This window comes from Mesorhizobium sp. B2-4-7, from assembly GCF_006442685.1.
GTDB lineage: Bacteria > Pseudomonadota > Alphaproteobacteria > Rhizobiales > Rhizobiaceae > Mesorhizobium.
Window position 1 is genome coordinate 554,691 of the sequence record NZ_VFVH01000003.1, and the last position, 23,717, is coordinate 578,407.

Genomic DNA, 23,717 nt, shown 5'->3' on the forward strand with positions numbered 1-23,717 from the left:
ACGCTGGCCGTCCCGCATGGTTGCGATCGGCCGCGGTTTTCGAGGGTGCTCCCAACTCACCATTTTGTGAGCATTCCGCGCCGACGGAACCTTTGTCGCTTTGCCGCCGTTAGGCGCTCGATCCAAAAGCTTGTTCCAAGCGAAAAATCGGCGAGGATGCCGCAGGTCTTTTCCAGCAACGCCAATGGGATTGCCCGCTTCTTTCTGTGGGGTGTTCACTGTTTCGCGCTTCTGGCGGCCGTCGGCGGCACGGCGTTTTTGCGTTCAGGGTTCGTTACCGGCGTGGGGCAACCGGTGGCCCAGGCCGTTCCGTTCAGCCACAAGCATCATGTCGGCGATATCGGACTGGACTGTCGTTATTGCCACAACGGGGTCGAGACATCAGCCTCGGCGGGGCTGCCGGCGACAGAAGTGTGCATGACCTGTCATTCGCAGCTCTTCACCAATGCCGAGATGTTGGCGCCGGTGCGCGCAAGTCTCGCCTCGGGACAGCCGCTGCAATGGCAGCGGGTCAATTCGGTGCCGGATTTCGTTTACTTCAACCACTCCATCCATATCGCCAAGGGCATCGCCTGCGAGACCTGCCATGGCGCGGTCGACGAGATGCCGCTGACGCGACGGGCGCATTCATTGTCGATGGAATGGTGCCTTGGCTGCCACCGCGACCCCGGTCCCAACCTTCGCCCGCCGCAAGCCGTTTTCCTGATGCACTGGAAGCCGCCTAACGACATCGAGCAGATCCGGCGTTCCCTGATCAGCGTGCTCGACATTCATCCCGAGACCATGACGGATTGCTATGTCTGCCACCGTTGACCGAAATCCGGCTTTCGATCTTGCGGCATTGCGGGTCGCCGCGGCGGGGCGCGAGCCATGGCGAAGCATGGACGAACTGGCTGACACGGCGGAGTTCCAGCGCTTTGTGGAGGCGGAATTCCCCGCGATGGCCGATCCCCTTCAGCCTGGCTTCGACCGGCGCACCGTCCTGAAACTGATGGGTGCATCGCTGTCGCTGGCCGGACTGGCCGCCTGCAGCGAGGCCGAGAGCATCGTGCCTTATGTCCGCCAGCCGGAGAACATCATTCCCGGCCGGCCGCTCTACTACGCGACAGCCCTCTCCAGCGACGGCTACGGCATCGGAGCCGTGATCGAGAGCCATGAGGGCCGGCCGACAAAGGTCGAGGGCAACCCGGATCATCCGGCATCGCGCGGCGCCACCGATGCCGTCATGCAGGCGGCGGTGTTGTCGCTGTTCGATCCCGAGCGATCTCGCACGCCGCTCAAGCTGGGCGAGCCCGCAAGTTACGATGAGTTCCTGAAAGATATCGCCGAACTGGCTGGTGGATTCCTCGCTTCAGGCGGGCAAGGGCTGGCATTGCTGCTCGAGGCGACGACATCGCCGACGACGAAGGCGCAGATCGCGGCGCTGAGGGTGCGCTATCCCAGACTTCGCGTCTTCCGCCACGATCCGCTTGCGGCCAATTCCGGTGAACAGGCAACGGGTACATTGTTCGGCAGGCCGTTGACGGCGATCTACCGTTTCGACCGCGCCGATGTGATCGTCAGCCTGGATGCCGATTTCCTGGGCGATGGTCCGGGGCGCCTGGCCTATGCTCGTGATTTCGCGCAGCGGCGGCGGGTGCGCAAATCGACGGACACGATGAGTCGCCTCTATGTCGTCGAGACGACTCCCACCATCACGGGTGCTGCCGCCGACCATCGCCGAGCTATCAGGCCAAGCGCCGTCGCAAGCGTTGCGGCGGCGATCAAGGCCGCCCTTGATGGCGACAATGCCGCGGTCGGCTTGTCGCCGCTCGATCCGGAATGGATAAACGCGCTTGTCGACGATCTGCGCAGCGCCGGCCGCAATGCGCTTGTGGTGCCCGGAGCGCACCAGGCACCGTTCGTGCATGCCTTGGCCTTTGCTATGAACGCCAGGCTTGGTGCCCTTGGCAACACGCTGCAATTGATCGAGCCGCCTGATGCCATGCCGGCGGATGGCGATCTTGCCACGCTCTGCGGGGCCATCACGGATGGTTCGATCGACAAGACCGTCGTGCTCGGCGCCAATCCCTTGCACACGGCGCCATCGGACCTCGATGCACGGAAGGCTTTTTCGAGCCTGAAGCTTCTTGTCCACTGGGGACTCTACCGCGATGAGACGGCGTTTCTGGCTCGCTGGCATATCCCAGCCGCGCACGAGTTGGAGAGCTGGAGCGATATCCGGGCCTATGACGGTACGGTTTCGATCGTGCAGCCGCTCATAGAGCCTCTGTTCGGTGGCAAGAGCCTGCATCAGTTGCTTGCCGCGCTGGGCGGTGAATTCGGCGCCAATGCGCAGGCACCGGTGCGCCGGACGTGGGTCGCCATGGACGAGGTGGCCTGGCGCAAGGCGCTGCGCGACGGCATCGTGCCGAACACTGCTGCTGGTCCCGCTGCCGTTTCGGCACCGCCGGATAGCGATGGCTCGGCACCCAATGCCGCCACCAAAGGGTTGGAGGTTCGCTTCGTCGCCGATCCCTGGCTTCGCGACGGCCGCCACGCCAATTCATCCTGGCTTCAGGAATTGCCCCGGCCGTTAAGCAAGCTCGTCTGGGGCAATGCGGCGCTGGTCTCGCCAGCCACCGCGCAGCGCCTGGGGCTCGAAAACGGGCAGGTGGTCAACCTGGCGCGGGACGGCAGGACGCTGGACGCACCCGTCTGGATCACGCCGGGACAGCCTGACGACACAGTGACGCTGTCGCTCGGTTTTGGACGCAAGGCCGGCTCGGTGGCGGCACTCGCAGGCGGCTACGATGCCTTCGCGATCCGGACCAGCGATGCGCCATGGTTTGCCGACGATGTCGTCCTGAGCCCGCGCGGCGGTTCGGCGCGTGTAGTCACGACCCAGCATCATCAAGCGATGGAGGGCAGGGCGATCATCCGCCATGCTTCGCTCGATGCGTTCAGGGCAAATCCCCATTTCGTGCGCGCCCACGCGCCCCCAGCGCCCGTGGAATCGCTCTACCCCGACTGGAGCTATGACCAGGAAGCCTGGGGCATGTCGATAGACCTGTCGGCTTGCATCGGCTGCATGGCCTGCGTGTCGGCCTGTCAGGCTGAGAACAACATCGCAACGGTGGGGCCGGACGAGGCGGCACTCGGACACGAAATGCACTGGCTGCGCGTCGACCGCTACTATGCGGGCGGGCTCGACGATCCGGACATGTTCTTCCAGCCAGTGCCGTGCATGCATTGCGAGAAGGCCCCCTGCGAGGTCGTCTGTCCGGTCAATGCGACCATCCATACGCATGACGGTCTGAACGCGCAGGTCTACAACCGCTGCATCGGCACGCGCTACTGTTCGCAGAACTGTCCCTACAAGGTGCGGCGGTTCAATTTCCTGGAGTACCAGGAGTTCGACAATGACAGCGCGGGACCGGAGCAGGCCGTCCACAATCCCGATGTCACCGTGCGTTCGCGCGGCGTCATGGAAAAATGCAGCTACTGCGTACAGCGCATTTCGCAAAAACGGATCCGCGCCCAGATCGAGAACCGGGAGATCGAGGACGGTGAGATCGTCACCGCCTGCCAGCAGGCGTGCCCGACAAAAGCCATCACCTTCGGCGATCTCAACAGGAAGGATTCGCAGGTCGTCCAGGAAAAGGCCTCGCCACACAATTACGCGCTGCTCGAAGAACTGAACACAAGACCGCGCACCACCTATCTGGGCAAGGTCAGCAACCCTAACGACAGGCTCGCCGCGACATCCGGCTCGGAGGGCGGCGATGGCTGACGTGGCCGCCCGCAGGACGAGCAAAGGCATGACACCTGTGCTGCGCGGGCGTCACGATTTTCCAGAGATCAGCGGCCGTATCAGCGCGGTGGTCCTGCAAGGGAAGTTGCCGCGGTTCTTCTGGTCGGCGTTCTTCGTCTGCTTCGCATTCGTATTGCTGTTCCTCTATTCCATCACCTACCTGGTCTCGGTCGGCGTTGGCGCCTATGGGGTCAACATTCCCGTGGTCTGGGGCACGATGATCTCGAGTTTCGTGTGGTGGATCGGCATTGGCCATGCCGGTACGCTGATCTCGGCGGTGCTGCTGCTGCTGCGCCAGCCCTGGCGCGCCTCGATCAACCGCTTCGCCGAGGCGATGACGCTGTTTGCCGTGGCGATGGCCGGCCTCTACCCTATCCTGCATCTTGGCCGGCCGTGGTTCTTCTATTGGCTCCTGCCCCTGCCCAACACCCACATGCATTGGCCACAATGGCGCAGCCCGCTGGTCTGGGACTTCGCCGCGATTTCCACCTACGCCACCGTCTCGCTGCTGTTCTGGTATACGGGATTGCTGCCTGATCTCGGCGTGCTGCGCGACCGGGCGAAGTCGCGTGGCGGGCAACTTTTCTACGGCGTCCTCGCGCTGGGCTGGCGCGGCTCGGCCTATCATTGGGCGCGATACCGAACGGTCTATTTCCTGATGGCGGCACTCGCAACACCGCTGGTCGTTTCGGTTCATTCGATCGTCGCTCTCGATTTCACCTTCGCCATCACGCCGGGCTTCCATTCGACGATCTTTCCGCCCTATTTCGTCGCCGGCGCGCTCCTCTCCGGCTTCGCCATGGTGCTGACCATAGCCATTCCCTTGCGCTGGGCATTCGCTGTGGAAGACCTGATCACGCCGCGCCACATGGACAACGCCGCCAAACTGATGATCGCGGCCGGCATGGTCGTCATTTACGGCTATACATCGGAAGCGTTCTTCTCCTGGTATTCGGGTGAGCCTTACGAGAGCGCGATGATGGTCCAGCGCGCCGTCGGCCCTTATGCGCCGCTGTTCTGGACCATGCTCTTCTGCAATTGCGCGGTGCTGCAACTGCTTTGGTTTCGCCGTGTGCGATCCAATATGCCGCTGCTGTTTTCGATCGCTCTGATCATCAACATCGGCATGTGGCTGGAGCGCTACATCATCGTGGTGACCGGCCCCAGCCGCGACTACCTGCCGTCGTCCTGGGGCGAGCAGTCGCTGACCTGGCTCGATTTCGGCATCCTGCTCGGATCGATCGGCACCTTCTTCGCGCTGGTCTTCCTGTTTATCCGCATCCTGCCGGCTATAACCATCTTCGAGGTCGAGGAACTGGCCGAGCAGAAAGGCGGCGCGGCATGAGCGTCCATGGCGTCATCGCGGCTTTCGCCGATCCGGATGCGCTGACCAGGGCGGCGCAAGCGATGCGCGACAAGGGGTACCGGCATATGGATGCGTTCTCGCCGTTCGAGGTGCACGGCCTGACAGACATATTGGGCATGCGAAAGACACGGCTGCCATGGGTCATGCTGGCGGGTGGCGTCGCCGGCGGCGTGCTGGTCTATGCATTGATCCTTTATTCCGTCGAGATCGACTATCCGGTCAATGTCGGCGGCCGGCCGCTGCATTCCTGGCCGCCGTTCACGGTCATCGCCTTCGAAGCCGCGATCCTGGCCAGCGTGTTTGCCGGCTTCTTCGGCATGCTGGCCGAGAACCGGCTGCCGCAATATTATCACCCCGTCTTCAACGCCGAGAGCTTCACCTACGCGAGCGGCGGCAAGTTCTACCTGCTGATCGAGGCCACCGACCCGAAATACCGCAAGGGCGTCACCAAGGGGCAGCTGACACGGCTTGGCGCCGAGACGGTCGAAGAGGTGGCGATATGAACCCGCGGCTGCTTTTGCCGGTTTGCCTGCTCCTCGGCGCCTGCAAGCAGGACATGGCCGACCAGCCTCGCTACGATCCGCTCGAAACCAGCAGAGAGTTCGCCGACGGCATGTCGGCAAGGACACCGGTCGAAGGCACGGTGACGCGCGACGCCGACCTGGCGGCGACGCCGGACAAATTCCCGTACCCGATCACCATGGCGCTGCTTCAGCGTGGGCAGCAACGCTTCGATATATTCTGCTCTCCCTGCCATGGCCGCACCGGCGACGGGCACGGGATGGTGGTCAGGCGTGGTTTCCCGCCGCCTCCGACCTACCATCAAGATGCGCTGCGCAAGGCGCCGGACCGGCATTTCTACGACGTCATCACCGACGGTTACGGTGCGATGTATCCCTATGCCGCGCGTGTCGAGCCGCGGGACCGCTGGGCGATCGTGGCCTATATCCGGGCGCTGCAATATTCGCGACATGCTGCGGCCGGCACGCTGCCCGACTCCCTTCGCGCGAAACTCGATGCCGAGGCGGCACGATGAAGCGCGCCGCCCGGCCCGACGACCACCTCGTCCTGCTGCTCGCAGCCGCCGCCGCAGGGCTCTCTCTGTGCGCGGCCGGGCTGTTCGTCGCCCCGCGCGCGACACTGGCCGGCTGGCTGATGACGGCGGTGTTCCTGCTCGGATTGCCGCTTGGCGCAATGACCCTGCTCATGGTGCACGGCCTGACCGGGGGGCGCTGGGGCGACGCGTTGCGGCCGCCGCTGCGGGCCGCCGTCGCGACCTTGCCTGTCGCGCTGCTGTTGATGCTGCCGGTGCTTGCGCGGCTCGATCTGGTCTTTCCCTGGGCAGGAGCCGACCCGGCGCTGACGGAAGCGGTGCGCCAGAAAATGACCTATCTCAACGTGCCATTCTTCGTCGTTCGTTTCATCGTCTATGCTGTCGTCTGGCTGGCGCTGGCCTGGCTTGTACTTGGCTGGACGGCGCCCGGTTCGGCCGCAAGCAGGACCGGCGGCGGCTACGCCATCGGGCTCGTCGCGCACGGCTTTGCCGTGACGGTGTTTGCCATCGATTGGATGATGTCGATAGAGCCGGATTTTTCCTCCACCGTCTATGCGATGCTCGAAGCGGCGGCCGAGGTCGTCGGCGTGTGCGGGCTGGCGCTGGCGGTGCTCTCGGCCGGCCGTGCGATCGAGTCGGCGCCGGGTGGCGAGGAGGACGTGGCGCTCGGCGAAGACCTCGCCAACATGATGTTCGGCTTCATGCTCATCTGGGCCTATCTGGCATTCATGCAGTGGCTGGTCGTCTGGGGCGGCGACCTGCCCGACGAAATCCATTGGTATGTCATCCGTGGTCGAAATGGCTGGCAGTATCTGCTTTGGCTGCTGATCGCGCTGCAATTTGCCTTGCCCTTCGCCGGTTTCCTGAACCGCTCCGTCAAGCGCAGCCGCGTTGGCCTGATAGGGCTCGGCGCGTTCCTGCTGGCCGGACATTTCGCCGATGTCGCCTGGCGCGTCCGGCCGGCTTTGTCCGCCCTCGGTGCAGGAGTGTCGTGGCCGGACCTCGCGGCAATGGTCGGCGCGGGCGGCATCTGGTTCGGGTGCTTCGTCTATATCTGGACCAGGCCTGATCGCATCGTCGTCTGGCGCGGGAGGCTGGCCCGTGGCTAAGGTCGTGCGTCATCCCGAAACACGCGATGTCTGGCCGAGGGCGCTCGTGCTCATTGGCCTCGGCCTGCTTGTCTTCCTGGCGCTCGCCGCGCTTGGGCTGAGACTGATTTTCGATACGGCCCCGTTCTGGCCACTTGCGGGCACGCAGATGAACGGCAGCGCCGCAGGTCCCGCCTTGCAGGATTTCCCCGGGGCCGATCTTGCCGCGTTCCGTCAGCAGGAAGATCGTGAACTCGGCATGCTTGCATGGGTCGACCGCAATGGTGGCATCGCGCGCATTCCGATCGACGACGCCATGAAGCTGATCGCCGCGCAGGGACTGCCGGAGGCGGTAACGCCCGCTGCGGCCGGTGAGGACTGCGCCTTGCTCGAAGGCCAGGTTCCGCGCGCGCCGCAGGCCGGCATTTGCCGCGCCCGAGCGGACGCGGCGCAGCCAAACGCCAGGGCGCCGCAGCAGGGCCAGGCCGCACCGGCCATGGGGGCGAGGCCATGAGGCGTTTGGTCCTGCCGCTCGTGCTCCTGGCTGCAATGACCGCCAGCGTGCGCGCGCGGCCGGTTTTCGAACCGCAGATCGGCGCGCAGCTCAGCCTCGACACAGTCTTCCGCGAGGCTTCGGGCGGACGGCAGACGCTTTCCGGCATTCTCGGCGGGCGGCCGGCGCTGCTCATCTTCGGTTACGACAAATGCCCCAACCTCTGCGGCGTGACCCAGCAGGCGGTTGCCTCGGATCTGAACAAGACCGGCCTCGATCCCGCGACCTACCACGCTCTCTTCGTCTCGATAGATGCTTCCGAGACCGTCGCGGATGCGGCGTCCATCCAAGCCGAAGTCGGGCGGTCCGCCGGTCAGGCAGGGTTGTCCGCGTGGCGCTTCCTGACCAGCGAGGATGGCGCTGGCGCCGCCCTTGCCGCGGAGGCCGGCATCACATTCGACCGGCGCGACCGGATCTCGCAATATGTCCACCCGATCGCGGTCATCGCGCTGACGCCGCAAGGCCGCATCGCGCAAGTGCTTCCGGCGCTGAATTTCGAGCCGCGAGATCTCAGGCTTGCCCTGGTCGAGGCGTCGGCCGGGCGGCTTGGCTCTATCGCCGATCACATCTTTCTGCTGTGTGCCGGCTTCGATGCATCAAAGGGCCAGTACACGCCAGCGGTCCGGGCAGTCGTGAAGGTGACTGGCATGGCGACGCTGCTTGGCCTTGGCGCCACCATCCTCGTTCTGTCGCGAAGGAGGCCGATTTGACGTTCGGCATCCCTTTTACGCCGCCGCAGGCCTCCTCGATTGCCGGCAGTGTCGACGCCCTGTTCTACGTGCTGCTTGCCTTCACCGTCGCGCTGGGCGTCTTCCTGACCAGCCTGGTCGTTTTCTACGCCATCAAATATCGCGCCGGCTCCAAGGTGGAGCGAACGGGGGAGCGTGCGCGCAGCACGCCGCTCGAGGTGACCTGGACAGTCGCCAGCCTGCTGATCGCTTTCACCATCTTCGGATGGGGAGCCGTGCTGTTCCTGCGCCGCGAACACCCGCCCCTTGACGCACTCGAGATCGCCGGCCTTGGTAAGCAATGGATGTGGGAGTTCCGTCATCCTGGCGGCCAGCGTGAAATCAACGAACTGCATGTGCCGGTCGGCGAGGCGGTGATCGTGTCGCTGGCATCGCAGGACGTGATCCACTCATTCTTCGTACCTGCCTTCCGGGTCAAGCAGGACGCGGTGCCGGGGCGCACCACGCATGTCTGGTTCATCGCCAGCGAGCCCGGGCGGTATCATTTGTTCTGCGCGCAATATTGCGGCACCCAGCATTCGGAGATGGGCGGCTGGGTGACCGTGATGCCGCCGCAAGAATATGCGGCGTGGCTGGGCAACCAGGGCCAGGGTGAAACGCTTGCGGCCGACGGCGAAAAACTCTTCCGCGCGCTCGGCTGCTCCGGCTGCCACGGCAATTCCACCAAGGTGAGGGCGCCGGATCTGGCTGGGGTCTTCGGACGGCCGGTGGCCCTGGACAATCAACAGACCGTCATTGCCGACGACCGCTATTTGCGCGATTCCATCCTCAATCCGAAGAAGGAGATCGCCGCCGGGTATGAACCCGTGATGCCGAGCTTTGACGGCCTTGTCGACGAGCAGGAGCTACAGATGCTGCTGGCGTATCTCAAATCCCTGTCGCCGCGAGCAACCAGGGAAAGCGGGGCGACCCAATGAGCAGGCAAGCCTTGGCGCCTTCGAGCTATCTGCATGGGGAGGCCGGACCTGCCGCCTGGCTCTTGACCACCGACCACAAGCGCGTCGCCTGGCTCTACCTGATGTCGCTGACGGCGTTCTTTTTTCTTGGCGGTGCTTTTGCCGTGATGATCCGGATCGAACTCGCGTCGCCTGCGGGCGATCTGGTGTCGGACGATGTCTATAACAGGCTGTTTTCCCTGCATGGCATCATCATGGTGTGGTTCTTCCTGGTGCCGTCGATCCCCGCGACGCTCGGCAATTTCCTGCTGCCGCTGATGATCGGCGCGCGCGATCTCGCTTTTCCGCGGCTCAATCTCGCCAGCTGGTACGTGTTCATCTTCGGCAGCGCCTTTGCCCTGGCCGCGGTGCTCGCCGGCGGTGTCGACACGGGTTGGACCTTCTACACGCCGCTCTCGACGCTCTATGCCAACGGCTTCGTTTCGATGGCCGCGCTGGGTGTCTTCATCGTCGGCTTCTCGACGATCATGACCGGCATCAACTTCATCGTCACCGTCCACACGTTACGCGCGCCGGGGCTGACCTGGTTCAGACTGCCGATCTTCGTCTGGACGATGTATGCGACCGCGCTGGTCATGGTGCTGGCGACGCCGGTGCTGGCCGCCTCGCTGATCCTGATCGTGCTGGAGCGTGCCTTCGGTATCGGCATCTTCAATCCCGCGCTGGGCGGCGACCCGCTGCTGTTCCAGCATCTGTTCTGGTTCTACTCACATCCCGCGGTCTACATCATGATCCTGCCCGGCATGGGCGTGGTTTCCGAAGTGCTGCCCTGCTTCAGCAAGCGCCCGCTGTTCGGCTACAAGGCGGTGGCGATGTCTTCGATGGCGATTGCCGTGTTCGGCTTCCTGGTCTGGGGTCACCATATGTTCGTATCAGGCCAGTCGGCCTATGCCGGCATCGTGTTCTCGTTCCTGTCGTTCTGCGTCGCGATCCCCTCGGCGATAAAGGTGTTCAACTGGACGCTGACGCTGCGCAAGGGCGAAATCACTTTCGAGACGCCCATGCTTTATGCGCTGTTTTTCCTGGCGCTGTTCACTTTCGGGGGGCTGGCCGGCCTGTTCCTGGCCGCTCTCGCCGTCGATGTCCACGTCCATGACACCTATTTCGTCGTGGCGCATTTCCATTACATCATGGTCGGCGGCATGGTGACGGCCTACATGGCGGGGTTGCATTTCTGGTGGCCGAAGATCACCGGCCGCGTCTATTCCGAAACCTGGGGCCGTATCGCCGCGACCGTGACCTTCCTCGGCTTCAACCTGACTTTCTTCCCGCAATTCGTGCTCGGTTTTCTCGGCATGCCGCGGCGCTATCACACCTATCCGCCGGAGTTTCAGTTCTGGCACGTATTGTCCTCGGCCGGCGCGGTCGTTCTGGCCGTCGGCTATCTTATGCCGCTGCTCTATCTCGGCTGGTCGCTGTTTCGCGGGACGCGGGCGCCGGCCAACCCGTGGGGCGCGACCGGCCTTGAATGGCAGACGGCTTCGCCGCCGCCCCCGCATAATTTCGACACCATGCCCGTGGTCAGGCGGCCGGCCTATGACTATGCCATGAAAGGCTTGAGGCACGAGACGTTCAGCCCGCACAGGGACGAAGCCTCATGAGCGGGCCGACCGAAAGCATTGCCTTCGATACACGGGCCCGCGAGAAGGCGGCCGATGCGTTCGGCATGTGGATTTTCATCGGCTCCGAGGCGATGCTGTTCGGCGCGATCGTGCTGGTGTTCCTCTACGCCCGATTGAGCTATGGCGCGGCATTCGCCGCGGCGTCGCAACATCTGTCATTGCCGCTCGGCACGCTGAATACGGCGGTTCTGATCACCAGCAGCTTCGCGATGGCGCTTGCCCATATGTTCACGGCTGCCCGGCGTTGGCGGCCCGCCTTCTGGGCCTTGATGTCCACGAGCCTGCTTGGCTGCATCTTTCTGGTGATCAAGGCCGTCGAATACAGCAAGGAATTCAGCGAGGGCCTGGCGCCGGTGCTCGGCGCGCCGTTCCGCTTCGCAGGCCCAGATCCGGCCCATGCCGAATTCTTCTTCGCGCTCTATTTCGCCATGACATCGCTGCACGCGCTGCATCTGATAGGCGGCATCGCGGTGATCGCCGGCATGCTGTTGCTCTGGCCGAGGACCGCGCAGGCGAGCCGGGCGCGCCGCGTGCAGGCGATCGGACTCTACTGGCATTTCGTCGACATCGTCTGGGTGTTCCTGTTCCCGGTCCTCTATCTGATCAACCGGGCCTGACGACGATGAGCGACCTCGCCAAGCTCACATTCGCCTATCTCGCGCTGCTCGCCTTGCTGGCGCTTACCGTCGGCTCTTCGTTTGTCGACCTCGGTGGGTTCAATTCCGCGATCAACCTTGCCGCGGCGGCTGCCAAGACAGTGGTGATCGCGCTGCTGTTCATGCATCTGGCGGGCGAGGGCATCCTCCCCAGGCTCGCGGTCGCGGCGGTGGGCCTGTGGCTGGCCATTCTCTTTGGCCTGACCCTGATCGGGCAATAGCCTGCGGGGCCTAGTGTGGCGCGCGTCATCAACGGTCACGCGGATTGCCCAAGGCTGGATCGCGGCGCCTCGTGTAGCCGTCGACGCGGGGCAAGCCGTCGGCCATGTCGATGAATGGCAGGCGCATATCCCAATAGGCCTGTGCCTGTGGCGGAAACCGCTCCGGCGCGTCCATGAAGCCGATCGAGACATAGAGTTCGTCACGCAGGCCTTCGTCGGCATAGAAGATCGAGGTACCGCAATCGGCGCAGAAGGAGCGGACGACTCCCTTCGTCTTCGAAAAGGTCTTAGGCTTCCCGGCGGTCAGCTTGACCTGGTGCGGACGATAGCCGATCCAGATGGTCATCGGTCCGCCGATCGCCCGCCGGCAATCGTCGTCATGGTCGAAGCAGATCCAGAAGGGCTCTCCTTCCATCACCGCCGTGACGGCACCGCAGAAACAATGTCCGCGCTCGATGCGAGCCATGTTGCTGCCCGTTGTCAGAGACTGTCGGTCGTCAGGACGGCGCTTCCGCTGCGGTCGAGCATGAATTTTCTCCGAAGCTGTTGGGGGATCTGATCCTGCGGGGTCAACGCAGCGCCGCCAAATTGGTTTCCGGCCATAGGAGCGGCGGCGGATTCAAATCTGCGCTTCCGGCCTAGCCGCTGGAACCTGCCGGTCGAAACCAGGTTATGACTGTGCCAAAGGAGGACCGGCCATGACTGGAAGCGAAAATCGCCGCGAGACTGGTGCCACCAAATATCCGGCCAGGAGCGACGGCGATCCCGCCGATTCATTCTCCCAGGACGCCGCAGGCAACAAGCCGCCGGCGTCCGGGCAAGGCCTGACGCGCCCTTCAGGCGAGGTGAATGAGAAAACGCATCAGTCCGAGGGGCAGAATCCATCCCGGCGGGCGCCCCCCGACCAGCCGCCCAGAAAAGGCGCCGGCTCAGCCACTTCTGAGCACTCAAAAGACGGCCAAGTGCCGCCCGGAGGCCGGGAGCCTGGTGCGTTCGACAAGGAATGAACGATTCACAATTGACAAGCCGGCGGCGCTTGTGGATTAGTGAGAACGTTCTCAGAGAACGTTCTCACCGCTGCGGCGGACTTACCTTTTGGGAGGAGGTATGGGTACCGACGAGATTCGGCTGGCTGTTCGCATCGCGAATATTGCAAAATCCTACGGACCCACAGTCGCACTCGATTCCGTCTCCATTGATCTGCGGCCAGGGGAAGTCCATGCGCTGTTGGGCGAGAACGGCGCCGGCAAATCGACGCTCGTGAAAATCCTCAGCGGCGTCGTGACGCCTGACGGCGGATCCATGTCGATCTTCGGCAAGCCTTATGCGCCGCATGGCATCATCGATGCGCGGGCGCAGGGCGTGGCGACGGCCTTTCAGGAACTCAGCCTGCTGCCGAATCTCAGCATCGCCGAGAATCTCGTGCTGCCGAAAATGCCGAAGGGCAAGCTAGGTCTCGTTTCGCGCCGCACCGCCACGGCATCAGCTGGCAAGGTTCTTAACGACTACGCTCTCTCCCACTTTGATCCTGACACGCCCGTCGGCGTGCTTTCGCTTTCGGATCGTCAGCGGCTTGAGATCGTGCGCGCCTTCACCCATGCCTCGAAGCTCTTGATCCTCGATGAGCCGACGGCCGCGCTGGCGGACGTCGAATGGCTGTTTGAGCTCGTGCGCCGGCAGAAGAACCTGCAGACCGCCATCCTCTACATTTCCCACCGCCTCGGCGAGGTGCGCACCCTGTGTTCGCGCGCCACCATCCTGCGCAATGGCCGCAGCATCGGCACCGTCGAGTTGTCCGGCGCTTCGGACGAGAACATTTTCGAGATGATGGTCGGCCGAAGCGCGCGTGAGACGACCGCCTCGCAGCCTTTGGTCGCCGACACCGCGCCCGTCGCGCTCAGCGTTCGGGGCCTCTCCGGCGGCATTTTGCGCGACGTGTCGTTTGATGTCAGGCGAGGTGAGATCGTCGGCATCGCCGCGCTCGAGGGGCAGGGCCAACGCGACCTGTTCAGGACGATGATCGGCCTCTCCAAGGCGAAAAGCGGCGGCATCGAGATCGACGGCGTGCCCGCCCAGATCGCCAGCCCGGGCGCCGCGCTCCATTTCGGCAACGGCCTTGCCTACCTGCCGGAGGACCGCAAGTCGGAAGGGATTTTCGCCGGCCTCAGCACCGCCAGCAACATGGTGTTGCCTATCATTTCGCGTATCGCGCAGGGTGGCGTCGTCTGGCCGGCCAGCGAGCGTCGCATTGCGAAAAAAACCGCTGAGGCGGTCGAACTGCAGGAGCGCTATCTGCAGTTCAAGATCGACGAGCTTTCCGGTGGCAACCAGCAGAAGGCGCTTCTGGCGCGCGTCATGATGACGGGTGCGCGCACTCTACTGCTTTTCGATCCGACGCGTGGAGTCGATGTCGGAACCAAGCAGTCGATCTACGAGGCGATCCGGAAGTTCGCTGCCGATGGCGGCTCGGTGCTCTTTTACTCGTCCGAACTGCCGGAACTCGTCCATCTCGCGCATCGCTGCATGGTGCTCTATGGCGGCCGCGTCTTCGCCGAATATCAGGGCGATGCCATCGATGAGCCGACCATCGTCGGCGCGCTGATCGGCCACGCTGCGGGCGCGGTGAATGGAGTGGCCGCATGACCGCGGTCCAGGCAAATCCCGCGCCCCGCCGCTCCGCGTTATGGAGGGCTGTCATCAGCGGCACCGGCATCGTGGCGATGATCTATGTCCTGCTTTATGCGCTCTACGCGTTCTGGCAACCGGATGCGCTTTCGGTCTACACCTTCACCGACCTCGTCAACAACTCGACGCCATTGGCGCTCGCGGCAGCGGGCGAGACGCTGGTCGTCATCAGCCGCGGCTTCGACTTGTCCGTCGCGGGCGTCGTCTCGCTGACCAATGTGCTGATGGCGGTCTATCCGTTCGATGGTCCTGGCGGTGCGCTGGCCAGCCTCCTGATGTGCTGTGCGATCGGCGGTGCCGTCGGGGCAATCAACGGCATTCTCGTGGCCAGGCTTGGGCTGCAGACCATCGCGGCGACGCTCGGCACGATGATCGTCTGCCAGGGGCTTTCGCTGGTTATCCTGGACGCGCCTGGCGGTATGGTTGCCGACTTCGTCACCTACACGCTGACCGACACCCTGTTCGGTATCATCCCGATCGCCGGGCTGTTTCTGGTTGCCGCCATCGCGCTTTGGCTTGCCTTCCGGCGGACCAATACCGGGATCGGCCTCTATGCGATCGGCGCCGACGAGCAGTCGGCTCGCTTCTCCGGCGTGCCCGTCGCAGGGGTACGCATCACGGCCTTTGTCGGCGCCGGCATCCTCTACGGCGTCGCCGGCTTCATGCTGAGCGCCCAGACGGCGACAGGAAATCCGACAGCCGGCACGCCATTCCTGATGCTCACCTTTGCCGCGGTGGCGCTCGGCGGCACGTCGTTGAGCGGCGGCCGAGGCAGCCTCGTTGGCTCGATCCTCGGCGCCGGTACGCTGATGCTTTTGCAGAAGGTGCTTTTCTCGGGTGGGGTCTCGTCCTTCTACACCGGCATATTCCAAGGTTTCGTGCTGGTGCTTGCGATCGTGTTCGGCAGCGCCGTGGCGCGCCTGCTCAAGAAGGAAGAGATCCGGTGAACGCGCATAAGGACGTCGCAACGCGTTTCGAGGCCAATTCCGACCGGCGCGGCAGGCAAAGGCTCGACCGGGAGGTGGTGAATACGTTTGTGGTGTTTGGGCTGAGTGTCGTGCTTGTGGTTTGCTCGCGCTTCATCAGTCCGGCGCTGGGTTCCTGGGATCAGGTGCTGACGGTTCTCATCCTCGCGTCCTTCCTGATCGTTTTGTCGTTCGGGCAAGGGCTCGTCATCCTGATCGGCGGGCTCGACCTATCGGTCCCCGCCCTCATCACGCTCGGCGGCGTGTTGACGACGACTTGGATTGGTAGCGGCAACGCCGGCATCTGGTACATGCTGCCGGCCATCCTAGTCATTTGCGCGCTGGTCGGCACGATCAGCGGACTGGGAATTGTCTGGCTGAAGGTTCCTCCCTTCATCATGACCATGGCGACCTCGATCGTCGTGGCTTCGGTGGCGCTGGGCTATACCAGCGGGACGCCGCGCGGCGGTTCCCCGTCCGTCTTGCTATGGCTGATGAAGGAATGGTTCCTCGGCGTGCCGCTGGTCATCTACTTCACCGTCGTTTTCATCCTGTTCGGCTGGTTCTTGCAGAACTTCACTGCGCTCGGCCGCCGGCTCTACGCCCTTGGCACCAACAGGAACGCCGCCCTTATCGCCGGCGTCGCTGTCAATCGGCTCGAGCTCGTCCCCTATGCGATCAGTGCCACCTGCGCAGGGTTCGTCGGCATGATGCTGGTGGGCTATTCGAACGGGGCGACGCTGAGGATGGGTGACAGCTACATGCTGCCTTCCATCGCTGCCGTCGTGGTCGGCGGCTCCTCGATCCTCGGCGGCAGCGGAACTTTCATCGGGACGGTCGGCGGCGCAATTCTTCTGACGACGCTTGGCACCGTTATCTCCGCCATCGGCCTCAACGAAGGATGGCGCACCGTCATAGAGGGCGCAATCATTGTCGCCGCCCTGCTGGTGCTGCGCGGTGAATTCCTGGCCGATCTCGGAAATCGAATGCTGACGCGGAGGAAGTGACCATGCCTGTGCGTGAAATGCGTTTGTCCAATTGTGAGAACGTTCTCACAAGCTCTGGTCCGGCACCTGCAAGGGCCAAATTCCAACGGGAGGTTGATCGAAATGAGGCTGTTAAAAAGACTGGGACTGGCCGCGTCGCTGACGCTTGCCACCGCCATGGGCGTTGGAATGGTTGTCGACCATGCCCAAGCGCAGGACAAGAAGTTCAAGATATATCTGTCGCTGAGCTACAGCGGCAATTCGTGGCAGTCGGAGGCCGCGAACATCGTCAAGGCGTTGGCGCAGACGCCGCCCTACGACAAGACGGTGGAGCTGAAGGAAGTCATCTCGGGAACCGACCCCCAGGCTCAGATCTCGGCCTATGAAAGCATGATACAGGCTGGCGCCGACGGCATCATCAGCTTCCCGATCTCGTCGACGGCGCTGAACCGCACGGTCCATCGCGGCTGCCAGAAGGGCGTGCTCTTCTTCATGTACGACGCCACGGTGACCGAGCCTTGCGCCTACAATGTCAGCTATATCACCGCAGGCTTCGGCGAGAATACCGCCCAGGCCTTGGTCAACATCCTGGGAGGCAAGGGCAAGATCTTCCTGAGCCGTGGCGTCCCGGGCAACTCGGTGGATAAGCGCCACGCCGACGGCGCGATGCACATTTTCAACCAGTATCCCGGCATCAAGGTCGTCGCGGAATACTACTCCTACTGGGATGACCGCACCACACAGCAGGAGACGGCCAAGGCTCTCGCTGCGCATCCCGATGTTGACGGCATCTGGGCTCAGGCAGGCGAATATGGCGCCGTTCAAGCGCTGCTCGACAAGGGCAACAAACTGGTTCCGATGACCGGCGAGAACTCGGACGGTTTTCGTCTCGGACTGGCAGACCCGAAGATGCAAGGCATGGGTCTCAAGGGTGTGTCCGCCGGTTCGCCGCCTGCTACGTCAGGCTATGCCTTCAAGCTGATGATGGAGATCCTGACCAAGAAGCGCGACCTGAAGCCGATGAACATCGAGTACCCGCTGCCTTGGGTGCCAGCGGATCAAGTAAAACCCTGCAAAGGCGATACCTTCGCCGACGGGTGCAATGTTTTCCCGTCCGACAAGGTCCCGAGTTCCTTCGTCACCGAGGTCTTCAATCCCGATTTGCTGCCGGAACTGTCGCTGCAGTCGGCGCTCGAGGGCAAGCCGACACCAGGAGCGACCATTCAGGCGTTGCCCGCGGACGTGAAGCAGGCGCCCGATGCGCCCGGCATCAACTGCTCGTCGTGCAAGGCTCCGGCCGACGAATACAAGCTCACCAAGATCGAGCCGACGGTAAAACCCTGACGATCAGCAATGCAACAGGTGGACGGCATCCTGCCGCCCACCTGACTCAACATAAGGATGAGAATATGCCGACTTTTCTGAAACGGGGCAGGGATCCCGAAGCTGTCGCCCAGAGCGATGCGGCCGTCCGGACGACCGTCGAGACGATCCTTGCCGACATAGAAAAGCGAGGCGATACCGCTGTCCGGGAGTTGTCGGAGCGTTTCGACAAATGGTCGCCGCCAAGCTTCCGGCTCAGCGACAGCGAGATCGAGCAGGCGATGTCCAAGGTGTCGGCAAGCGACATCGAGGATATTCGCTTCGCCCAGGCCCAGGTTCGCAATTTCGCCGAGAAGCAGCGCGCCTGCCTCCAGGACCTCGAAGTGGAAACGCTTCCCGGCGTTGTCCTCGGCCACAAGAACATTCCCGTGGAAACAGTCGGCTGCTACGTGCCGGGCGGGAAATACCCGATGGTCGCCTCCGCGCATATGAGCGTGGTGACGGCCAAGGTCGCCGGGGTGAAGAAGATCATCGCCTGCGCGCCGCCGTTCCAGGGCGGTCCGCATCCGGCTATCGTGGCCGCGATGCACATGGCCGGCGCGGACGAGATCTACGTTCTGGGCGGTGTGCAGGCCGTCGGCGCCATGGCGCTCGGAACCGAAACCATCGGGCGCGTCGACATGCTCGTCGGTCCTGGCAATGCCTTCGTCGCTGAAGCCAAGCGGCAATTGTACGGCCGTATCGGCATCGACCTGTTCGCCGGCCCGACCGAGACGCTGGTCATTGCCGACGACAGTGTCGACGGCGAGATCTGCGCGACCGATCTGCTCGGCCAGGCCGAGCATGGTCCGACCAGTCCCGCCGTGCTTCTGACAAATTCGGAGAAGCTCGCGCGCGACACCCTCACCGAGATCGAGCGGCAGCTGAAGGTCCTGCCGACCGCCGAGATCGCCGCCAAGGCATGGGCGGACTATGGCGAAGTGATCGTCTGCGCTTCCTATGAGGAGATGGTCGCCGAGGCCGACCGGATCGCATCCGAGCACGTCCAGGTCATGACGCGCGATCCGGACTACTTCCTCGACAACATGCACAATTACGGCGCTCTGTTTCTGGGAGCGCGTACGAATGTTGCCTATGGCGACAAGGTCATCGGCACCAACCATACGCTGCCGACCAAGAAGGCGGCCCGTTACACAGGCGGTTTGTGGGTTGGCAAGTTCATCAAGACCTGCACCTATCAGCGCGTCCTGACCGACGAAGCGAGCGCCATGATAGGCGAGTACTGTTCGCGCCTGTGTGTCCTCGAGGGATTCTATGGGCATGCCGAGCAGGCGAACATCCGGGTCCGCCGCTATGGAGGTCGCAACCAGGCCTAAGCCAGCGCGCCAACGGAGTTTTCATGTCGATCATCGCCCGCAACAAGAACAGCAAGCCCCGCCTGACCGTGAAGGATCTGGCGCGCGATCTCGGCATGTCTGTTTCGACCGTATCCAGGGCCTTTCACGCCGATGCCGTGATCGCCAAGGATACGCGGGACCTGGTGCTGAACCGTGCGAGGGAGATCGGCTATTCGCCGAACCCTTTCGCGCGCAGCCTCATCACCAAGAAGACGCGTATCGTGGGTATCGTCGTCGCGGACATCAAGAACCCGTTCTATCCGGAAGTGCTGACGCGGCTGACCACCGCCCTTCGTGCCATCGACATGAACGTGATGCTCGTCGCCGCCGACCAGTCGGGAGACGTCGACCAGGCGCTACGCCTGCTGCTCAACTACCAGCCAGATCTTGCCATCATCCTGGCGGCCACCCTGTCTTCGGCGGCCGCGCAGGAATGCCGTAGGGCCGGCACTCCGGTGATCTTTTTCAACCGACTCTCGGCCGACGACCACGCGTTCGGCATTTCCTGCGACAATATACTCGGCGGCCGCAGCATCGCCGACTATCTCGTCGATACCGGCCACCAGCGCCTGGCCTACATCGCCGCCTTGCCCGATGCCTCCACCAATGTCGCACGCCACAGGGGCTTCAGCGAACGCGCCGTCGAGCGTGGCCTCGCCGCGCCGATAGTTATCGAGGCAGGCCAGTTCAGCTATCACGCCGGCTACGAAGCGGCGCGCAAGCTGCGTGACCTGAAAGAGGTTCCCGACGGTGTCTTCTGCGCCAACGACATTCTCGCCATTGGCTTTCTCGACGGCGTGCGGCGAGAGCTGGCGCTCGGCGTGCCGGACGACATTTCGATCGTCGGCTTCGACGATATCGAGATGGCCCACTGGCCTTCGCACGGGCTGACGACCGTCCGGCAGCCCATTGACCAGATGCTCGAGGCCACGGTCAGCCTGGCGAAGGAATTGAGCACGAATTCCGGCCGGGAGCCGATCGTTCAACTAATCCCGCCCGGCGCGGTGATCGAGCGCGCGACGACGCGAAAAAGGCACCATGGCTGATATCCCGGGAAAGCGCTTCTTCGAGCGGGCGGTAAGCGTCCACCGCTATGACTGCGAGGTCGTCGCGGCGCCCCATGTCTCCGTCACCGGAAGCGAGGAACCCGTCGCCACCGTGAACGATGCCGCGTTGGCCGACGAAGCCATCGTCCGCTACGTCGTGGCAACCCGCCCCGTCTACGAAGGCCTGCGCCGGCTGATCGGCCAACTCGCTGGCCTGCTGGTCCTGGCTCAGGCCGGCGGACGCCGCGACGTGCTCGATCTGCCTGACATTCCGGTGGCCCGCGAACGGTGGACGGAGGTGGAGCAGCGGCTGGGCGCCTTGCACGCGCCGCATGGGCTCGAAAGCCATTGCGCGCGTCTGGGGGCCGCTCATGCAACGCTGGGCGAGGTCCTGGACGATTTCGGTTCGGCCCGACTGCGGCGCGACTGGCAGCAGGAGCTCGACCGGGCCGGGGAGAGGATCAAACGCGCCTACGCCGGGCTGCAGGCGGCGTCGGAACCGCGGGCCGGTATGACGCCGGTCGATTTCAATCACGCCTGCTGCAGCTGTGCGCAGCGTTGGCGACAACAGGGAGGAAGCAATGGGCCAATATTCGATCTGGGTGCTTGAGTACAGCTATGTCAGCAACTACCACAAGAGCGGGGTGCTCTACGGCGCCCACAACCAGGGCTACGTGAAACTTCCCTACTGCTACGCGCTGATCAAGGGCAACGGTCGCGTTGCCATGGTCGATGTCGGCTACAACAACAAGGACTACGGCAAGCATCTCGCCGACAAATTTGGCGTCGAGAACTGGCACTCGCCCGACGCCGTTCTTGGCGAAATCGGCCTCTCGCCCAAGAACGTCGACACAGTTTTCGTCACGCACGCGCATTTCGACCATTTCGGCAATGTCGAGGACTTCCCGAATGCGACCTTCTACATCCAGGAGAGGGAGATCGCGAAGTGGGTCTGGGCGATGTCGCTGCCGGACCGCATGCGCTGGATGAACGTAGCCGTCGACCCCGGCGACATCGTGCGCGGCGTCGATCTGGCCCGTCAGAAGCGGTTGGTGACGATCGACGGATCGAAACAGGACGTCCTGCCCGACATCGATCTCCATGCCGCTTTTGACAGCCATACCTACGGGTCGATGTGGGTCACCGTGCGCAACGGCAAGGACGACACCTGGGTGCTGGCTGGCGATCTGGTCTACGTCTTCGACAACATCGAGGGCTCGGGAGCTGCCGTCGATATCGAGACGCTCTACGTTCCGGTGGGGCTTGCGGTCGGCAGCCAGACCAATCTCGTTCTCGCTACCGAGGAGATGATGAAGCAGGTGGGCCACGAGGCACGGCGGGTTATTCCCATCCACGAAGAGCGGTTGAAGGACCGGTTCCCATCCCGCATCACTCAGGATGGCCTGCGGATCACCGAAATTTGCCTCGCGGACGGCGAGACGTCGCGGGTGCAATGATGGATGCAATCCGCAAAGTCGCCATTGTCGGTGCCGGACTGGTCGGCCGTGGCTGGGCGATCGTCTTCGCCCGGGCCGGCCATGATGTGACCATCTATGACGGCAGCGCCGACATCCGCGCCGCGGTGCTCGACAAGATCCGGGCCAGCCTTGCCGATATGCAAGGGGCCGGGCTGGTAGATGCCGTCGATGCAGTCATGCGGCGGCTGAACGTTGTCGATACGCTGGAGGGTGCGGTAGCGGATGCCGACTACATCCAGGAGTCGGTGCTGGAAGTGCGCGACATCAAGGAGGCGGTCTGTCTGGAGATTGACCGGGCGATGCGGCCCGACGCGGTCGTAGGCAGCTCCAGCTCCGGCATTCCGGCCTCGGCCTTCACCGGGTCCTGTGCCAACCGCCGGCGTTTTCTCGTCGCTCATCCCGTCAATCCACCGCATTTGATCCCGTTGGTGGAACTGGTCCCGGCGCCCTGGACCGACGCGGAGGCCGTTGCGTGGCTGCGGGTGCAGATGGAGGCCGTAGGGCAGGCTGCCGTGATCGTGCGCAAGGAAGTCGAAGGGTTCGTCCTCAACCGGCTTCAGGGGGCATTGCTGAACGAAGCCTGGGCCCTGCTCGAGGAGGGCGTGGCAAGTGCCGCCGATATCGACCTTACGGTGTCGCATGGGCTCGGCTACCGGTGGTCCTTCATGGGGCCTTTCGAGACGATCGATCTGAATGCGCCCGGCGGGATCGCGGACTACGCGAGACGTCTGGGACCGCTCTACCATTCGATCGCCCTCGCCAGGCGCGATCCGGCCCCCTGGTCGGAAGGGCTGGTTGCCAAGGCCGAGGAAGCGCGCCGCGAAAAGTTGTCAGCATCCCAACTCGCCGAACGCAGCGCCTGGCGCGACCGCAATCTAATGGCGCTGGCCGCCCATAAGCGAAGCACCGGGGTTTGACACTCAGGAGACGGCCATGACAGCCACACTCACAGGCAAGGTTGCCCTGGTCACTGGAGCAACCGGCGGCATCGGCGCGCGGATCGTATCCAGGCTTGCTGCGGAAGGGGCTTCGGTTGTCATCGGCTACAACCGTTCGCGGCAGACGGCCGACGATCTGGTTTCGTCATTGGCGTACGGCGATCACTTCGTCGCCGAGGCAACCGTGACGGACAGCGATTGCCTCGCGCGCCTCGCTGGTCAGATCGAGAAAAGCTTTGGCCGGCTGGATGTCCTGGTCAATTGCGCCGGGACAACCCGCTTCGTGCCACATCCGGATCTCGACAGCCTGGACGATGAATTGATCGACCGCATCTTCAGCGTCAACGTGCGCGGTGTGATTGCTGCGACGCGGGCCATGCGGCCGCTGCTCGATCGCACCGGCAGCGGGGTTGTTGTCAACATCTCGTCGATCGCAGGGGTCACCGCCATGGGAAGCAACGTCGCCTATTGTGCGTCGAAAGCCGCTGTCGATAATCTGACCAAGTCGCTGGCGCGTGCCCTGGCCCCGAGAATCAGGGTCGTGTCGGTCTCGCCCGGCGTCGTCGACACCGACTTCATCAAGGGCCGTGACGAATCCTGGCGGGACGAACAGGCAAGCCGGACGCCGCTGGGGCGGCTGGGCACGCCCGACGATGTCGCCGAGGCGGTTTTGGCGGCTGCGACCCATCTCCGTTTCGTGACCGGCGTTATCATTCCGGTCGACGGCGGTCGGCCCCTGGCCTAGAGCCCGGGACAGGATCAGGTCGAACGGACCTCGTTTCTACGCGTGGCCGCCAATCATCGATCTGCGGTCAAGAAGTGCCCGCGCCCGCTGATCGAT

General features: G+C 63.6%; 23 protein-coding genes. 22 read left to right on the forward strand and 1 reads right to left on the reverse strand.

Annotated features, from left to right (window positions below):
- Nucleotides 1-156: 156 nt before the first annotated feature.
- From FJ946_RS12805 to FJ946_RS12860, 12 genes are read left to right on the forward strand one after another with little or no spacing between them, the layout of a single operon-like run.
- Nucleotides 157-813, forward strand: a complete 657-nt coding sequence (locus tag FJ946_RS12805; RefSeq protein WP_140563976.1) for a cytochrome c3 family protein — start codon at nt 157-159, stop codon at nt 811-813.
- Nucleotides 797-3,772: a TAT-variant-translocated molybdopterin oxidoreductase gene (locus FJ946_RS12810; RefSeq protein ID WP_140563977.1), complete on the forward strand. Its 2,976-nt coding sequence runs from the start codon at nt 797-799 to the stop codon at nt 3,770-3,772. Before FJ946_RS12805 ends, FJ946_RS12810 begins: the two co-directional genes overlap by 17 nt.
- Complete coding sequence (gene nrfD / locus FJ946_RS12815; protein ID WP_140563978.1) at nt 3,765-5,138, forward strand: NrfD/PsrC family molybdoenzyme membrane anchor subunit; 1,374 nt, start codon at nt 3,765-3,767, stop codon at nt 5,136-5,138. The genes FJ946_RS12810 and nrfD overlap by 8 nt, the downstream gene beginning before the upstream one ends.
- Nucleotides 5,135-5,662, forward strand: coding sequence for a DUF3341 domain-containing protein (locus FJ946_RS12820; protein WP_140518005.1), 528 nt, complete (start codon nt 5,135-5,137; stop codon nt 5,660-5,662). The genes nrfD and FJ946_RS12820 overlap by 4 nt, the downstream gene beginning before the upstream one ends.
- Entirely contained in the window at nt 5,659-6,195 is a 537-nt protein-coding gene (locus FJ946_RS12825) for a cytochrome c (protein WP_140563979.1), read from the forward strand. The genes FJ946_RS12820 and FJ946_RS12825 overlap by 4 nt, the downstream gene beginning before the upstream one ends.
- Nucleotides 6,192-7,322, forward strand: a complete 1,131-nt coding sequence (locus FJ946_RS12830; RefSeq protein ID WP_140563980.1) for a hypothetical protein — start codon at nt 6,192-6,194, stop codon at nt 7,320-7,322. The genes FJ946_RS12825 and FJ946_RS12830 overlap by 4 nt, the downstream gene beginning before the upstream one ends.
- Nucleotides 7,315-7,815, forward strand: coding sequence for a hypothetical protein (locus FJ946_RS12835; RefSeq protein WP_140496129.1), 501 nt, complete (start codon nt 7,315-7,317; stop codon nt 7,813-7,815). Before FJ946_RS12830 ends, FJ946_RS12835 begins: the two co-directional genes overlap by 8 nt.
- Complete coding sequence (locus FJ946_RS12840; RefSeq protein ID WP_140563981.1) at nt 7,812-8,564, forward strand: SCO family protein; 753 nt, start codon at nt 7,812-7,814, stop codon at nt 8,562-8,564. The genes FJ946_RS12835 and FJ946_RS12840 overlap by 4 nt, the downstream gene beginning before the upstream one ends.
- Complete coding sequence (gene coxB / locus FJ946_RS12845; RefSeq protein ID WP_140563982.1) at nt 8,561-9,520, forward strand: cytochrome c oxidase subunit II; 960 nt, start codon at nt 8,561-8,563, stop codon at nt 9,518-9,520. Before FJ946_RS12840 ends, coxB begins: the two co-directional genes overlap by 4 nt.
- Entirely contained in the window at nt 9,517-11,160 is a 1,644-nt protein-coding gene (gene ctaD / locus FJ946_RS12850) for a cytochrome c oxidase subunit I (RefSeq protein ID WP_140518010.1), read from the forward strand. Before coxB ends, ctaD begins: the two co-directional genes overlap by 4 nt.
- The gene (locus FJ946_RS12855) at nt 11,157-11,798 is read left to right on the forward strand and encodes a cytochrome c oxidase subunit 3 (protein WP_140522225.1); all 642 of its coding nucleotides are present in this window, start codon (nt 11,157-11,159) and stop codon (nt 11,796-11,798) included. The genes ctaD and FJ946_RS12855 overlap by 4 nt, the downstream gene beginning before the upstream one ends.
- Nucleotides 11,799-11,803: 5 nt before the next feature.
- Complete coding sequence (locus tag FJ946_RS12860) at nt 11,804-12,058, forward strand: cytochrome C oxidase subunit IV family protein (RefSeq protein WP_140522223.1); 255 nt, start codon at nt 11,804-11,806, stop codon at nt 12,056-12,058.
- A gap of 28 nt (nt 12,059-12,086) precedes the next feature.
- Here FJ946_RS12860 and FJ946_RS12865 read toward each other — a convergent pair whose 3' ends face one another.
- Nucleotides 12,087-12,524 carry a GFA family protein gene (locus FJ946_RS12865; RefSeq protein ID WP_140556180.1) on the reverse strand — a complete coding sequence of 146 codons (438 nt, stop codon included), beginning with the start codon at nt 12,522-12,524 and terminating at the stop codon, nt 12,087-12,089.
- A gap of 641 nt (nt 12,525-13,165) precedes the next feature.
- Here FJ946_RS12865 and FJ946_RS12875 point away from each other — a divergent pair.
- The 10 genes from FJ946_RS12875 to FJ946_RS12920 all read left to right on the forward strand — a co-directional run bounded on the left by FJ946_RS12875 (nt 13,166) and on the right by FJ946_RS12920 (nt 23,621).
- Nucleotides 13,166-14,701, forward strand: a complete 1,536-nt coding sequence (locus FJ946_RS12875; RefSeq protein WP_140556178.1) for a sugar ABC transporter ATP-binding protein — start codon at nt 13,166-13,168, stop codon at nt 14,699-14,701.
- Nucleotides 14,698-15,690, forward strand: a complete 993-nt coding sequence (locus FJ946_RS12880) for an ABC transporter permease (RefSeq protein ID WP_140563983.1) — start codon at nt 14,698-14,700, stop codon at nt 15,688-15,690. The genes FJ946_RS12875 and FJ946_RS12880 overlap by 4 nt, the downstream gene beginning before the upstream one ends.
- The gene (locus tag FJ946_RS12885) at nt 15,687-16,715 is read left to right on the forward strand and encodes an ABC transporter permease (RefSeq protein ID WP_181167742.1); all 1,029 of its coding nucleotides are present in this window, start codon (nt 15,687-15,689) and stop codon (nt 16,713-16,715) included. The genes FJ946_RS12880 and FJ946_RS12885 overlap by 4 nt, the downstream gene beginning before the upstream one ends.
- A gap of 102 nt (nt 16,716-16,817) precedes the next feature.
- A complete protein-coding gene (locus FJ946_RS12890) occupies nt 16,818-18,038 on the forward strand; it encodes a sugar ABC transporter substrate-binding protein (protein ID WP_246673106.1) in 1,221 nt (406 codons plus the stop codon).
- A 65-nt stretch (nt 18,039-18,103) separates the two neighbouring features.
- Complete coding sequence (hisD, locus tag FJ946_RS12895) at nt 18,104-19,393, forward strand: histidinol dehydrogenase (protein WP_140563985.1); 1,290 nt, start codon at nt 18,104-18,106, stop codon at nt 19,391-19,393.
- Nucleotides 19,394-19,416: 23 nt separating this feature from the next.
- The gene (locus FJ946_RS12900; RefSeq protein WP_140563986.1) at nt 19,417-20,460 is read left to right on the forward strand and encodes a LacI family DNA-binding transcriptional regulator; all 1,044 of its coding nucleotides are present in this window, start codon (nt 19,417-19,419) and stop codon (nt 20,458-20,460) included.
- Nucleotides 20,453-21,070, forward strand: a complete 618-nt coding sequence (locus FJ946_RS12905; RefSeq protein ID WP_140547228.1) for a hypothetical protein — start codon at nt 20,453-20,455, stop codon at nt 21,068-21,070. The genes FJ946_RS12900 and FJ946_RS12905 overlap by 8 nt, the downstream gene beginning before the upstream one ends.
- Nucleotides 21,042-21,917: an N-acyl homoserine lactonase family protein gene (locus FJ946_RS12910; RefSeq protein ID WP_140518016.1), complete on the forward strand. Its 876-nt coding sequence runs from the start codon at nt 21,042-21,044 to the stop codon at nt 21,915-21,917. Before FJ946_RS12905 ends, FJ946_RS12910 begins: the two co-directional genes overlap by 29 nt.
- Complete coding sequence (locus FJ946_RS12915; protein WP_140563987.1) at nt 21,914-22,855, forward strand: 3-hydroxyacyl-CoA dehydrogenase; 942 nt, start codon at nt 21,914-21,916, stop codon at nt 22,853-22,855. Before FJ946_RS12910 ends, FJ946_RS12915 begins: the two co-directional genes overlap by 4 nt.
- Before the next feature lie 16 nt (nt 22,856-22,871).
- On the forward strand, nt 22,872-23,621 hold the full coding sequence (locus tag FJ946_RS12920) for an SDR family oxidoreductase (protein WP_140556170.1): 750 nt from the start codon (nt 22,872-22,874) through the stop codon (nt 23,619-23,621).
- Nucleotides 23,622-23,717: the final 96 nt, after the last annotated feature.